The sequence below is a fragment of the Anabaena sp. AL93 genome (assembly GCF_001672085.1).
In the GTDB taxonomy this organism is placed as follows: Bacteria; Cyanobacteriota; Cyanobacteriia; order Cyanobacteriales; family Nostocaceae; genus Dolichospermum; species Dolichospermum heterosporum.
Genome location: NZ_LJOU01000026.1, coordinates 14,257 through 29,039, shown reverse-complemented (window position 1 = coordinate 29,039; position 14,783 = coordinate 14,257). Strand labels below are relative to the sequence as shown.

Below are 14,783 nucleotides of genomic sequence, written 5' to 3'. Positions count from 1 at the left end.
TGTATAATTCCCTCTTTTGGTGTATGTAACAATTATCGAGAGGAGAATTTATTTTGGGTAGGATTAATCTAGAATCATAATATGCGACGTGACTCTATTTTCTATTATTTATTTCAAACATATCCAACCATACTGTTTGAGTTATTGCCAAATCCCCCCGCAAATGCGGCTAATTATCGCTTTGATTCGGTAGCGGTGAAAGAACCAAAGTTTGAAATTGACGGGGTGTTTTTACCACCAGAAACCGAAACTCCTGGGATTGTTTATTTCTGTGAAGTGCAATTTCAAAAAGATGAACGACTGTATGAGCGGTTATTTGGGGAGTTATTTCTCTATTTTTACAGAAATAGGGAGCGTTTTCAAGATTGGCAAGCGGTATTAATTTATCCAACTCGGAGTATGGAACAAGGGGACATTCACCCCTATCGCGCACTTTTGAGTTCGGAACAAGTCCATCGAGTATATTTGGATGAGTTGGGAGAATTTGAGCAATTACCCCTTGATGTCAGTTTGTTGGTATTGACAACTCTAAAACAAAACAAAGCCCCAGCAGCAGCACGATATTTAATCAATCGTTGTCAGCAGGAGTTACAAGAACCAACAGCTAGACGTGGCATAATGGAAATAATTACCACGATTATTTCTTATCGGTTTACTCGTTTAAGTCGTGTGGAGATAGAAGCAATGTTAGGCATAAGTTTTCAGCAAACTCGCTTGTATGAAGAACTCAGAGAAGAAGCGACCGAATTAGGTATGCAACAAGGTATGCAACAAGGTATGCAGCAAGGTATGCAGCAAGGTATGCAGCAAGGTATGCAGCAAGGTATGCAACAAGGTATGCAGCAAGGTATGCAGCAAGGTATGCAGCAAGGTATGCAGCAAGGTAAACAGGAGGGAGAAGTAAAACTGATTTTGCGGTTGTTATCGAAAAGATTTGGGGAAGTTCCTAGTCAGCTAAAAATGCAGATTGAGAAGTTATCTCTGGAACAATTGGAAGCTTTAACTGAAGTGTTTTTAGATTTTGCAAGTTTTGATAATTTAGTTGTTTGGTTGCAAAATTTAGAAGTTTCCCAGAAGTAAGTAGGTTAGCATTGAAAATCGTCGTTATGGCAAGGCAAGGGGCACTCATGCAAGAGGCAAGAGTGAAGAGGGTTTGGGCGATTTTACTTTTCTTTACACAGATTGGTTTTATTGTGTTCACCTACTTAAAAGCCAGAGATTAAGTAGGTTGGCGTTGAAAATTGTCGTTATAGCAAGGCAAGAGGCAAGAGGCACTCATGCAAGAGTGAAGAGGGTTTGGGCGATTTTACTTTTCTTTACACAGATTGGTTTTATTGTGTTCACCTACTTACCCGCGAAATCTGTAGCAGTTGAATAATTTGTAATTTGTAGGGGTTTAGCACAATGCTAAACCCTATTCTTTTGGCAGCGGGGAAAACTAATCAAGAAATTGCCCTTGCACTTTATATTACACCAGGAACGGTTAGGGTACACGTCCATGCTATCTTACAAAATTTAGAAGTGAGCGATCGCTCTCAAGCTGTTGTTGCGGCTTTGCAAAAACGGTTGATTAAAAATGATTTAATTTAATTCCTCTTGTAACCAATCTTCCAATTGCAATTCTTTTATTCTTAATAAATCAGAATCATGGGAAACTACAATTAAATTGTGAATAATAGCCGTAGCTGCTATAAATATATCTGCATCTTGAATTGGTAAACCTCTTTGTTTTAAATCAGCATAGATTTCTGACGCTTTCTGAAAAATTGCCATATCGTCCAAGAGTAAAACTTGGTATTTCTTCAAAAATTTTTCAAAGTCTGATAATTTCTTTACCGCTTTAACTGCTAAGAGTCCTCGCTCAATTTCATAGTAAGTAATCCCACTAATGAAAACTTCCTCGTTTTGACGATTTAAACTTTCTAGCTGATTGGTTACTTTTGGATTTTCCTTGAGAATTGCTGTAACCATATTAGTATCTAGTAGATATCCCATTGACTTATTTCCGTTTCACTGCTTCATCAAATATTGCCATTTCTTCTGGTGTAAAATCATTTAACAAACCACTGATTGCTTCTACAGCTAACATTTTACTAATTCTTTCTGTTAAGTCATCTTCAGCAATTGTATCTATATCATCACCAGAATTTGGTTTAGTAAAAAGTTCGTACATTTTCTGAATCATTTTATCTTGTTCCAATCTTTCTTGATACACACTGTCATTAGCGATCAAATATTTCACAATTGCTGATATGCGTTTAAAGGCAGTTTCATTTTTAATAGATGTGTTGTTCATATTTTCGTCAGATATTTTTCAGATATGAAGTCCATTTTAGCACTTCTAGCAAAATTATTTATTTTCTCTAACTACATAACGAACATTTTGTGAGCTTGGATGTTCAGTATGAACAAGTAATTTTTCCTTTATCATATACATCAGATATTTTTCTCTGATATATTTGTGACTACGACCTAGGTACTGAGCTATTTCGTGAGAAGTATGTGGTTCTCTACAAAATTCTAGAATAATTGCACGTGTTTCTTGCGAGTTACTGCGTTTCTTATTTTCAATATTTGTATTCGTATATGTAGGATGAATATCTGTAAACATATTTAGTTGCGTATAAGTAGGCTCTTTGTTAATGTTATCTTTTTTAGGTGTTTCTTTAACACTTTTTTCTATTAAATATTTATTAAGCAATGTGTAATAAGTTTTATTACCTGCATTATGTTGTTCTAAATAACCTCTGTCTCTAAGTTTCGCTAAACCTCTACTAGCGTCTAAAGTTTCATTATTATTAAGATTTCGATAATCAGCATTAGCTATTCTGCCTACAGCTTTGGTAAAGATTAATGCTCTTTTACTAGGTTCATCTAAATTTTGAAACTGACATACCCACTGGCGATCTTTCTCACTCATAAAGTGATGCCAGTATAGAACAACTTGAAAACTTCTTTTTACTTCATCACTATCAAAAACTGGTGGTGTAAATCCAGCTTGTTTCATGGAATCAATCATAGTACGTACACCGCTTCCTATAGTTTCTACCCATCCAATATTGTGCAATACCTTTACAAGGATTGGATTTCGTGGATAAGAACCAGCTTCAATAAGTACGTCCAAGGGTTTTTTAGAAGTTCCTGGGTTTTCTATTTCCAATCGGTTATTATAATGCCGGATTTGAGTTGGTCTATTTGCTAGATAGTCTTGGTGAATAAAAGCATTAACTACTGCTTCTCTTAAAGTGATGTAAACCGGATCAATTTCACGTTCTAATTTGCCAGGAATTATGCGTAAATTTTCTGGTGTATAACGCTCTAAAATATCCTGTACATCAGGTATAAGCTGTAATATAGATTTACCTTCAATGTTAATTATTTTCCCTCTATCATTTTGGGAAAATTCCCAATCATTACTATTAATTTCTATGATTTGAACTTTGAAACTTGGAAAAATCTCCTGTATTATTTCTGATTTGCCAAAGAGAAGAACACATCCTCTATTTATTTGTAATTTATCTTTACGGGATACCGCAAGTTGTAGTCCTTTAAGAAAATTTATATTATCATAACCTAGTAGAGGACTACTAGCTTTTTTAGAACGGAGACGATTTCGATAATTATCGATCAAATTCTCATCCAATTCTTGTAAGGTTATATCTTCAAGCCATAGGGAATCTGGAGGAATTTTGCGACGTTCTAATTCAAAGTCACTAATATCATCTGAAGAGAGGATAATATTGCTAGATCCAACTCTCTTAAAAGCACCTTTATTTATACCCTTTGGCTTATCATACACAGGTTTTTGATGTATTTCTGCTTCCAATATATGTATTTCTACTACACGCTTACCATCTATTTCTATAACTTTAAAAATAGGTGCTAAAGGTGGTTCTAATTTGTCTATTATTGCACTAGCAATATCCTTTTGTACACTATCTGGATTAGATACACCAAGCACAGTCTTGTCAGACTCTCTGATACCAGCTAAGATATACCCACCTCTTGTATTAGAAAATGCAACTATAGATTTCCATATCGAATCCGAAAGTCCACCTTGATATTCTTTAAATTCTAGACGCTCACCTTCATCATCTAATAGACGTAATTGTTCTAAGTATTCCTTAAGAGTCCTAAATGTTTCCATTTGATTGAGTTATTTGTGAATTTTTAAGTAATGAACTGAAACTTTTTAACATTATATCATACCAGCAATATATCCTTAACTCTAAAATACTTTACTAGCTACTAGCTCTGCGTACCTCTGCCTTTAGAAAAAACCTCCCGCACCTCTACCCCATAACAATCATCAAACCTTGATAAATTAAAGATCATAAATCTTGAGTACAACATTAATATAGATAGAAAATTTACCATCTGCTATAATTAAAATATTGGCTAAAAGTCAAACTAATTGATAATTAATAATTCTCGATTCATAAAACTGTAGAAAATATCACAAATTAACTTCCTGACTTTAGCTGTTTTCAATGCTTATCTTTTTGGTTTCTCTGCATAGATTAGTAAGGTGCGTCAGACGTTAAATCATACTTAAATTCGACTATTTATCAATCTGACGCACCCTACGGAAAAATTGAAACAAACAGAAAAGAGACACACAGAAGGAAAATCATGCCCAAATCTTATGCCACAATTGATGGTAACGAAGCTGTTGCCCGTGTAGCTTACAAATTGAATGAAGTAATTGCTATTTATCCGATTACCCCATCTTCAAATATGGGTGAATGGGCTGATGCTTGGATGTCGGAAAATAAACCAAATCTTTGGGGAACTGTTCCCAGTGTCACCCAAATGCAAAGCGAAGGAGGGGCTGCTGCTGCTGTCCATGGGGCATTACAAACGGGGGCATTAAGTACAACTTTCACCGCTTCTCAGGGATTATTATTAATGATTCCTAACTTGTACAAAATTGCCGGAGAATTAACCAGTTTTGTTATTCATGTTTCTGCCCGTTCCTTAGCTACTCATGCTTTATCTATTTTCGGTGATCATAGTGATGTTATGGCTGCAAGGGCGACTGGCTTCGCTTTTTTGTGTTCGGCTTCTGTGCAGGAAAGTCATGATTTTGCTTTAATTTCTCATGCGGCAACTTTAGCAGCAAGAGTGTCATTTATGCACTTTTTTGATGGGTTTAGAACTTCCCATGAAGTGCAGAAAGTTGAGTTGTTATCTGATGAGGATTTACAAGCTTTCATTCCCCAATCTTTAGTATTTGCACATCGTCAACGGTGCTTAACTCCAGATAAACCAGTATTACGAGGAACAGCACAAAATCCTGATGTTTATTTTCAATCTCGTGAAGGTGCAAACCCTTATTATGATGGTTGTGCTGATATTGTTCAAACAATAATGGATAAATTTGGAGAACGCACAGGCAGATATTACAAACTCTATGAATATCATGGCGCACCCAAGGCAGAAAGAGTAATTGTAATTATGGGTTCTGGTTGTGAAACTGTCCATGAAACTGTAGATTATCTCAACAATCAAGGGGAAAAAGTTGGAGTTATCAAAGTGCGGCTTTTCCGTCCTTTTGATGTAGCCAGATTTATAGAAGCATTACCAAATAGTGTTAAATCTATTGCTGTCCTTGATAGAACAAAAGAAGCTGGAAGTGCAGGAGAACCTTTATATTTAGATGTGGTGACAGCTATTTATGAAGGGTGGAAAAAAACTACATTCCCGAAAATTGTTGGGGGCAGATATGGACTGTCTTCTAAGGAATTTACTCCAGCAATGGTGAAGAGTATTTTTGATAATCTGACTCAACTTAAACCCAAAAATCATTTCACAATTGGGATTAATGATGATGTCACTTTCACTTCTTTGAATTTTGATGCCAATTTCTCTACAGAACCAGATCATGTGGTTCGGGCAATGTTCTATGGTTTGGGTTCAGATGGTACAGTAGGGGCAAATAAAAACTCCATCAAAATCATCGGGGAAGGTACAGAAAATAACGCCCAAGGTTACTTTGTTTATGATTCTAAAAAGTCCGGTTCTATGACAGTTTCTCATTTACGGTTTGGAACTGGAACAATTCGCTCAACTTACCTGATAGACAAAGCTAATTTTATCGGTTGTCATCATTGGGGATTTGTGGAAACTATTGATATTTTAAAAGCTGCTGCACCGGGAGCGACTTTGTTGTTAAATAGTCCTTATGATGCTGATAATGTTTGGGAAAATCTACCTTCAAAAGTTCAACAGCAAATTATTGACAAGAACCTGAAAGTTTATACTATTAATGCTAGTCAAGTGGCAAAAGATAGTGGTATGGGACACAGAATTAACACTATCATGCAGGTGTGTTTCTTTGCTTTAGCGGGGGTATTGCCAGAAAGAGAAGCGATCGCTAAAATCAAACAAGCCATAGAAAAGACTTATGGTAAAAAAGGCGCGGAAGTTGTCAAGATGAATTTAAAAGCCGTAGACAACACCCTAGAAAATCTGCATTCTGTAAATGTAGAGACGTTCCATGGAACGTCTCTACAAAATAACGCAAGATTTCTACAAAATAATGCACCCAAATTTGTCGAGAATGTTCTTAGCAAAATCATGGTCTGGGAAGGTGATGATTTATCTGTAAGTGCGTTACCTGCTGACGGAACTTTCCCCAGTGGAACTGCAAAATGGGAAAAACGCAACGTTGCGGAGGAAATCCCCGTTTGGGAGGCTGATGTCTGCGTTCAATGTGGTAAATGTGTGATGGTTTGTCCTCATGCTGCTATTCGCGCCAAAGCTTATCAATCCAGTGACTTAGTCAACGCACCCATATCTTTTAAGTCCACTAATGCCAAAGATAAGAGCTTTGCTAACCAGAAATTTACCATTCAGGTAGCCCCAGAAGACTGTACAGGCTGCGAAATTTGCGTGAGTGTCTGTCCTGCCAAAAACAAGGCAGAACCCACCCTCAAGGCGATTAATATGAGTCCCCAGTTACCGTTGCGGGAACAGGAACGGGAAAACTGGAATTTCTTTTTGAGTTTACCAAATCCAGACCGGAAAACTTTGAAAGTAAGCCAAATTCGTCAGCAGCAATTACAAGAACCGTTGTTTGAATTTTCCGGTGCTTGTGCTGGTTGTGGAGAAACGCCCTACCTTAAATTATTAACACAATTGTTTGGCGATCGCTCACTCGTTGCCAACGCCACCGGCTGTTCTTCCATTTACGGTGGAAATCTCCCCACAACTCCTTGGAGTCAAAACGCTGACGGTAGAGGTCCTGCATGGTCTAATAGTTTATTTGAAGATAACGCCGAATTTGGTTTTGGTTATCGTTTATCTATAGACAAACAAGCGGAATTTGCAGGAGAATTATTGTCACAATTAAGTAGTGAAATTGGCGATAATTTAGTTAATGCCATTCTCAAAGCTGAACAAAAAACCGAAGCTGATATTTGGGACCAACGGGAAAGAATTGTCATTCTCAACCACAAATTAGCTGAGATTGCGGAAACTATAAAAGACGCAAATCTCAAATCCAAAATCCAAAATCTCAAATCCCTCGCTGATTATTTAGTCAAGAAAAGTGTGTGGATAGTTGGGGGTGATGGTTGGGCGTATGATATAGACTTTGGTGGAATTGATCATGTGATTTCCACAGGACGCAATGTGAACATTTTGGTAATGGATACAGAAGTTTATTCTAACACTGGAGGACAATCTTCTAAAGCCACACCAAAAGCCGCAGTTGCTAAATATGCAACTGGCGGAAAACCAGCACCAAAGAAAGATTTGGGTTTAATGGCGATGACTTATGGTAATGTTTATGTGGCGAGTGTAGCGTTAGGTGCGCGTGATGAACATACACTCAAAGCATTTTTAGAAGCGGAAGCTTTTGACGGTCCATCAATCATTATTGCTTACAGTCATTGTATTGCTCACGGGATTGATATGACCAAAGGTTTACATCAGCAAAAGGCTCTAGTAGACTCAGGAAGATGGTTGTTATATCGCTATAATCCAGCATTACAAGAACAGGGTAAAAATCCCTTACAATTGGATATGAAAGCACCTTCTGAATCGGTGGAGAAGTCAATGTATCAAGAGAACCGATTTAAGATGTTGACGAAAAGTAAACCGGAGGTTGCCAAGTTGTTGCTAGAACAAGCGCAAATGGAAGTTAATGCTAGATGGGAAATGTATCAATATTTAGCGAATAGGTAAAGGTCTTCCTAAGTAGGGTGTTTGAAAAGTATTAGATGAAACCGATAATCTTCAGAAACCTAACCCCCCTTCCCTACCTCTCCCTAACCCTCTCCTCTTAGGAGAGGGAAAAGGAATAACAGGCGTTGCTGAATCGAGGTATGAAATTTCCAAATTGAACCTTTAAAAATCTTACCTCAGTGCGTCTACTCTTCGAGATCACGAAGCGTGATTGCGCCTTTGCGTGAGACTAAAATTCATACCCTTAATCAGCAACGCCGAATAACATTTAATACTGGAGAGGTTTACCAGAGGGGTTTATTTTGCCAAAGATTATCAATTTACTTCTGTGGAAGTGAAAGAAAAAACATTTCGGTCCGAGAGAAATGAAGTTAATCCTCTTCTGTCAGATTGGGAAAATTCAATACCTGGGAGGTTTATGGAGCTTTGGTTTTGACATTTTATGCAGCAATTTTATTTTTTAATACATAAAAAAAGTGCCAACCCTTGATGAAATAAGAGTTACAAAAAATGGATTCAATTATTGTTTTCCGAGAGTGACATAACAGGGTTAACTAGTTAAACTAGAATTTACAACCTGAATACAGGAAAACCCATCATGATTATTGCTACCCAAGCATACCAAATCACTTGGGAAAAACTACCCGATGATTACATTCTCCCAGATGATCCAGTGGACAACATCTACCAACCAGCCCAAGCCGCTGCCCTGACTGAAAGCCTCCAACTAGCCGGTAAACTTCCCCCAAATTGCCTCACACCGACTAACTACGGTATCTGTGCCACCGTCAATAGCAAAATTGTCATTAAAGCTCCTGATTGGGCTTATATACCCGAAATTCGCGTCACGAAGCAAGAAGTCTTTCGTAGTTATACACCCCAAATACAGGGAGATATTCCCGTAATAGTGATGGAATTTATTTCTGATACAGACGGAACAGAATATTCCAGTAAACCTACTTATCCCCCTGGAAAATGGTTTTTCTATGAAAAAATCTTAAAAGTACCTAATTACGCCATTTTTGAACCAGATAGCGGTAGTTTAGAATTTTATCAGCTAAACTCTAATACAGGTTTGTACACCTTACAAAATCCTCATGAAAACCAACGTTACTGGATAGAGGAAATGAACCTTTACTTGGGAGTGTGGGAAGGGACAAGGGAAAACCTCACTAGTAAATGGTTAAGATGGTGGGACGAACAGGGAAATTTGCTGTTGTGGAGTTCAGAATTAGTAGAACAAAAACAACAAGAGATAGAACAACAAAAACAACGTGCTGACAAATTAGCTGCCCAATTAAAAGCATTAGGTATCGAACCAGAAAAATAAAAGTAGAGTGGGCATTGCCCACAGGATATACTGCAAACGGTTCATAGTTTAACCAAATATGAAACCCCTCTCCAAACCTCTCCCCGCAACGGGGAGAGGCTTTGAAGCTTGTTCTTTGTATGATAAAAAAGTCCAGTTTCTAGCCGTTTTGAGTATAATTAACCACCAATAACAGCAATACAATCAATTTCTACCAACACATTTTTAGGCAAACGGGAAACCTCCACACAAGCACGCGCTGGGGCGGTATCTTCGGAAAAATATTTTGCATAAACCGCATTGACAGCGGCAAAATCATTCATATCAGCTAAAAATACACCAGTTTTTACCACATCTGCAAATGTAGCTCCTGCTTCTGTCAGGATAGCTTCAATATTTTTCATTACCTGTTCAGTTTGCTTAACTACATCTTCGGTGTAGTCAACATCACCTAAACGGGGATCTATGGCAATTTGTCCAGCTACAAACAACATTTGCCCAGAAGCGAGAATTGCTTGATTGTATGGTCCAACTGGTGCAGGTGCTTTATCGGTACGGATTACTTTACGAGTCATAATATATATGTCTTTTGGCTCTTTTGTTAATGGTGTTTCTGGTTTACCGAATTCTAAATCTGTAGATGTTTGGTAAACTTCTCCATCTGGCATTATCGCACCTGTGAGGTCTGCATTTTTAAAGGTTGCACCGTAGATATTCGCGCCGGTTAAATCTGCTTTTTTCAGATTTGCACTATCTAGATTTGCTCTCATTAAATCTGCATTTTGTAAATCTGCTCTTTCTAAATTTGCCCCTTGTAAACAGGCTTTTTGGAGATTTGCACTATTGAGGTTTGCTTTTATCAAGTTGGCATTATCCAAGTGAGCATTACTGAAATTTGCACTTTCTAGCTTTGCTTTACTCAAATTAGCACCACTCAAGTTAGCCCAACTCAAATTCAAATTAGAAGCGCATACTAACTCACTCAAGTTAGCATTTTCTAAAGATGCCCTCGTGAGATTTGTACGGTCAAGATCCGCTTTACTCAGGTTAGCATCATTCAAATCTGCCCGCGACAAATCTGCACCTGTGAAGTCGATTTCACTCAAATCCGCACCTTCAAGGTCTACCGTTTTCAGATTTTCCGAACGAAAATTCCGTTCCCCAGCAGCGTATTTCTCTAAAAGTTCTTCAGCGTCCATAATGCACCATTGAATACCATGAAAACAGTATAAAACAAAGAAGCAACATGACTACAGAGTTAAACGCCTTGGGTTTAGCATTGCTAAACCCCTACATTTTTCTTCTTTCTTCTTCTCTTCCTTCGTGTCCTTCGCTTCTTCGTGGTTTATTTCTCTTACCCCAACCTCGGACGAATCCCATAATTTCTATATTGCCAATAATCCCGCAAAATCCGGTCATGATCAAAACACAAATTACCAGGAACACACCAAGGCGAGAAAATACCCAAACTCTTAGCATCATCACCCGCCAAAGGTTCACCCGTAGCAGTTGCTAAAAACACAATACTAATCGTATGCTGACGGCGATCGCGCTTAGGATCAGAATACACTAATAACTGTTCGACTAATTCTACTTTTAAACCTATTTCTTCCTCTGCTTCCCTAATTGCCGCCTTTTCCACCGATTCACCATAATCAACAAAACCACCGGGTAACGCCCAACCTAATGGTTCATTATGTCTTTCAATCAGGATAATGGGGCGATGAGGTCTATCAATTAATTCAATAATGATATCAACGGTGGGTGCAGGATTTCTGTAAGTCATAAAATTTTAGATTTTGGATTTTGGATTATGTATTAATTATTTACTCTTGTTTCTATTTCTTCATGAATCAGAACAGTCAACGCTGGCTATGGCATGATAAATTCGATGCGTGATTTATAAAAAATTACGTTTTCCTATATTTCAGGTTAAATATGCCTTTTCCTAGATCAAGTGGTATTTTACTACATCCTACTTCTTTCCCCAGTCGGTTTGGTATTGGGGATTTGGGTTTGGAAGCTTATCGGTTTATTGATTTTCTCAAAAATAGTCAGCAGCAATATTGGCAAGTTTTACCGCTAGGACCGACTGGTTACGGTAATTCTCCTTATATGTGCTACTCCGCAATGGCTGGAAATTACTTTTTGATTAGTCCAGAGAAGTTGTTAGAGGAGGGTTTGTTAATTGCCGAAGATTTGGCTGATTTACCAGATTTTACTGTAGATAAGGTAGATTTTAATGAGGTGATCCCTGTCAAGGTCAATCTGCTCATTAAAGCTTGTGAGGATTTTAAAATTAAAGCAAATTCAACTCAAAAACAGGCTTTTGCTAAGTTTTGTGCTGATAAAGGCTATTGGTTAAATAATTATGCGCTATTTATGGCTCTTAAAGATATCCAAAATGGTGCAAGCTGGTACAATTGGGAACCGGAATTGGCAAAGCGTGAACCAGCAGCTTTAGCTCAGATGGAAAAAGAATTAGCAGAGGAGATTTTTTATTACAAGTTTGTTCAATATGAGTTTTTCCGGCAGTGGTCAGAACTGAAAAACTATGCTAATGACAATGGGATAGAGATTATTGGTGATATCCCTATTTATGTAGCCCATGATAGTGCTGATGTGTGGGCTAATCCTGAGATTTTTGCTTTAGATGCAGAAACGGGAGAAGTGGCTTTAATGGCGGGAGTTCCACCCGACTACTTTAGCGCTACTGGTCAATTATGGGGAAATCCGGTTTATAACTGGGAAGAATTGCAAAAACAAGATTTCAAATGGTGGATATTACGCTTTGAGGCGATGCTGGATTATGTGGATATAATTCGCATTGATCATTTCCGGGGTTTTGAGGCTTATTGGGCTGTTCCCCAGGGAGAAACGACTGCCATGAATGGCGAATGGATTGAAGCACCTGGAGTGGCTTTATTTGAGGCAATTAGAAAGCATTTGGGTAAGTTACCTGTTTTGGCGGAGGATTTGGGAATTATTACGCCAGAAGTGGAAGCACTGCGAGATCAGTTTGAGTTTCCAGGGATGAAAGTATTGCAGTTTGCCTTTGGTTCTGATCCCGGTAATCCTTTTTTACCCTTTAACTACACACGAAATGCTGTAGTTTATACTGGTACTCATGATAATGATACGACTGTAGGCTGGTTTAATGCTGCAAATGATTACGAAAAGCAAAATCTATTGTTGTATTTGGGTTGTATCAGTCCAGATGGTATAAACTGGGATTTAATTAGGTTAGCTTTGAGTTCTATTGCCAATCAAGCAATTATACCTTTGCAGGATGTATTAGGTTTGGGGACTCAAGCCCGGATGAATTTTCCCAGTACGGCGGTGGGAAATTGGGAGTGGCGTTACCAATCGGGGGTATTAACGCCAGATTTAAGCGATCGCCTAAAAACTCTCACTTTCCGTTGCGGACGCGCTTATAGGGAAGCAGGTGACAGGTGACAGGGAGTAGGGGGAGTAGGGGGAGTAGGGGGAGTAGGGGGAGTAGGGGGAGTAGGGGGAGTAGGGGAAGTAGGGGGGGGAGAAAGAATTTTCCCACTGACTACTGACTACTGACCACTGACCACTATAAGTTTGGTTTAGCAGCAATGTTGATTTCTTGAGCTTTGCCGATTTCTCCCATTTCCTTTGCTTCTTGCTGATTCACACTCATTAACACACCACCAGCATTATCAGTTTTTACTGTCAGTTGCTCGGTGGCGTTCCAGGTGCGGCTAGAACCTTGTGGTAAAACTCCCTCAAAGGCTGTTTTACCATCTGTAACCACGCTAATCCAAGATGAAGCTTTTAATGTGACACCAATTTGTACGGATTGATCCCCTTGCTTGTTGATAAATGTATTATTAGCAGCTTCTTCCCCTGCCAATTGGGTTACAGTTTTTGGTTGAATTTGGCGATTGTTTGCTTGCAAAGTGGAATTATTCAACAACTGGGATAAACCGTTAACAGAGCAGAAAATCAGCCCAATATAAAGCAGGTAAAGATGAATAGGACGTAATTGAGGAACAGCTTGTACTTTCCAATTGGATTGAACACTTACTGATTGAGAACCAATGGGGAAATGACTAGCAAATTCCCCACCCCGAATTCCTAAAGCGTCTGCAAACTGTCTAATTAAGCCTTGAACATAGATGGGTTCTGGTAAGTCGCTTAAATTACCTTCTTCAATGGCTTGTAAAAGTCTTCGAGGAATTCTGGTGAATACGACTAACTCATCTAGAGTTAAACCCTGTTCCTGCCGTAGCGAACCTAGTTGAGAGCCAAGTTGCCCTAACTTTTCGGCTTGATGTTCCTTGATAGAAGGTTTGATTGACTGTTTACCCTTCTTTCTGAACCATTTCATGTTTTTCTTTTACTCCTTAACTCGGCTTTGTCTTAATAGGTGTGCGAATTATCTGCTTATTTAAAAAACTAATTTCATCCTGACTAAGATGACGGTATTTACCAGATGGCAAGGATGCTGTTGTTGATGTTTTTAATTGAATTGAACCAATAGCCGTGCGATGTAGCTTAATGACTGGATATCCCAACTGTTCGGCTATACGACGAATTTGACGGTTTCTTCCTTCCTGTAAAACTATCTCTAAACAGCTTTGATCAATATAATTTTCAATCAAACGCACTTGAGCAGGTCTTGTGATTCTTCCTTCCAGAACTATACCCTGACTCCAATTTTCGAGAACTTTTGCTGGAGGGTGTCCTTGAACTACAACGCGGTAGGTCTTGGGAATACTATGACTAGGATGGGTAAGTCCATAGGTCAATTCTCCATCATTGGTTAAAATCAATGCTCCTGTCGAGTCTACATCTAAACGGCCAACCGGGTGAATACCCCATCCGGTTCTTAATGCTGACGGAAGGAGATCCAAAACCGTTGGTCTTCCTTGGGGATCATGGCAAGTGGAGACAAATCCTGCTGGTTTATGCAGTAATAAATACATTTTGGATGGACGCTGTTCTCCCAGTACAGGTTGACCATCTATAGAGATTTTATCTTGGTGAGGATCGACTTTTTGTCCTAAATGTGCTAATACCCCATTCACACATACTCGTGATTGCCTAATCATTTCTTCAGCTTCACGTCGTGAGGCTATACCCCATTGAGCTAGAATTTTTTGTAGCCGTGCCTCCATGTTTAAACTGTGATTTTCTCGCTGAATATTTTTATACTGCTAATGTTTGCATTTTGTTGTTAACAAACTTCCATGTTAAAGTTAAGGTTTGTTTAAGATACTCAAGTTTTGAGCATATTTACATTGATATAACCGTC

The 14,783-nt window shown here is 38.5% G+C and carries 11 protein-coding genes and 1 pseudogene; 5 read left to right on the top strand and 7 right to left on the bottom strand.

All coding sequences use genetic code 11. The features are described from left to right. Positions 1-81: 81 nt before the first annotated feature. Both AN486_RS08910 and AN486_RS08905 read left to right on the top strand, forming a co-directional pair. Positions 82-1,080, top strand: coding sequence for an Rpn family recombination-promoting nuclease/putative transposase (locus AN486_RS08910; RefSeq protein WP_053539028.1), 999 nt, complete (start codon positions 82-84; stop codon positions 1,078-1,080). A gap of 339 nt (positions 1,081-1,419) precedes the next feature. Then, positions 1,420-1,590: pseudogene (locus tag AN486_RS08905) on the top strand (LuxR C-terminal-related transcriptional regulator); the annotation flags it as partial. Here the strand turns inward: AN486_RS08905 and AN486_RS08900 are convergent. The 3 genes from AN486_RS08900 to AN486_RS08890 are packed head-to-tail and all read right to left on the bottom strand — an operon-like array spanning position 1,582 to position 4,147. Then, a complete protein-coding gene (locus AN486_RS08900; RefSeq protein WP_290600231.1) occupies positions 1,582-1,995 on the bottom strand; it encodes a type II toxin-antitoxin system VapC family toxin in 414 nt (137 codons plus the stop codon). The pseudogene AN486_RS08905 and the gene AN486_RS08900 sit on opposite strands and share 9 nt — an antisense overlap. 4 nt (positions 1,996-1,999) lie before the next feature. Then, entirely contained in the window at positions 2,000-2,296 is a 297-nt protein-coding gene (locus tag AN486_RS08895) for a hypothetical protein (RefSeq protein ID WP_290600229.1), read from the bottom strand. 54 nt (positions 2,297-2,350) lie between these two features. Further along, on the bottom strand, positions 2,351-4,147 hold the full coding sequence (locus tag AN486_RS08890) for an RNA-binding domain-containing protein (RefSeq protein ID WP_290600228.1): 1,797 nt from the start codon (positions 4,145-4,147) through the stop codon (positions 2,351-2,353). 485 nt (positions 4,148-4,632) lie between these two features. On the opposite strand from AN486_RS08890, the gene nifJ reads away from it, so the two are divergent. Beyond that, positions 4,633-8,190 (top strand): pyruvate:ferredoxin (flavodoxin) oxidoreductase, encoded by a 3,558-nt coding sequence (nifJ, locus tag AN486_RS08885; protein ID WP_290600226.1) that lies wholly within the window; start codon positions 4,633-4,635, stop codon positions 8,188-8,190. A gap of 598 nt (positions 8,191-8,788) precedes the next feature. Beyond that, positions 8,789-9,520 (top strand): Uma2 family endonuclease, encoded by a 732-nt coding sequence (locus AN486_RS08880; protein ID WP_027400876.1) that lies wholly within the window; start codon positions 8,789-8,791, stop codon positions 9,518-9,520. Between the two features lie 158 nt (positions 9,521-9,678). On the opposite strand, the gene AN486_RS08875 is transcribed toward AN486_RS08880, so the two are convergent. Both AN486_RS08875 and AN486_RS08870 read right to left on the bottom strand, forming a co-directional pair. After that, positions 9,679-10,698: a Rid family detoxifying hydrolase gene (locus AN486_RS08875; RefSeq protein ID WP_053539022.1), complete on the bottom strand. Its 1,020-nt coding sequence runs from the start codon at positions 10,696-10,698 to the stop codon at positions 9,679-9,681. Between the two features lie 155 nt (positions 10,699-10,853). Further along, the gene (locus AN486_RS08870) at positions 10,854-11,285 is read right to left on the bottom strand and encodes an NUDIX hydrolase (protein ID WP_290600223.1); all 432 of its coding nucleotides are present in this window, start codon (positions 11,283-11,285) and stop codon (positions 10,854-10,856) included. Between the two features lie 152 nt (positions 11,286-11,437). Here AN486_RS08870 and malQ point away from each other — a divergent pair, with 152 nt between their 5' ends. Then, on the top strand, positions 11,438-12,955 hold the full coding sequence (gene malQ / locus AN486_RS08865; protein ID WP_053539020.1) for a 4-alpha-glucanotransferase: 1,518 nt from the start codon (positions 11,438-11,440) through the stop codon (positions 12,953-12,955). Between the two features lie 124 nt (positions 12,956-13,079). Here malQ and AN486_RS08860 read toward each other — a convergent pair whose 3' ends face one another. Beyond that, complete coding sequence (locus AN486_RS08860) at positions 13,080-13,856, bottom strand: RodZ domain-containing protein (RefSeq protein ID WP_053539019.1); 777 nt, start codon at positions 13,854-13,856, stop codon at positions 13,080-13,082. 16 nt (positions 13,857-13,872) lie between these two features. Beyond that, complete coding sequence (locus AN486_RS08855; RefSeq protein WP_053539018.1) at positions 13,873-14,646, bottom strand: pseudouridine synthase; 774 nt, start codon at positions 14,644-14,646, stop codon at positions 13,873-13,875. Between the last annotated feature and the right edge of the window lie 137 nt (positions 14,647-14,783).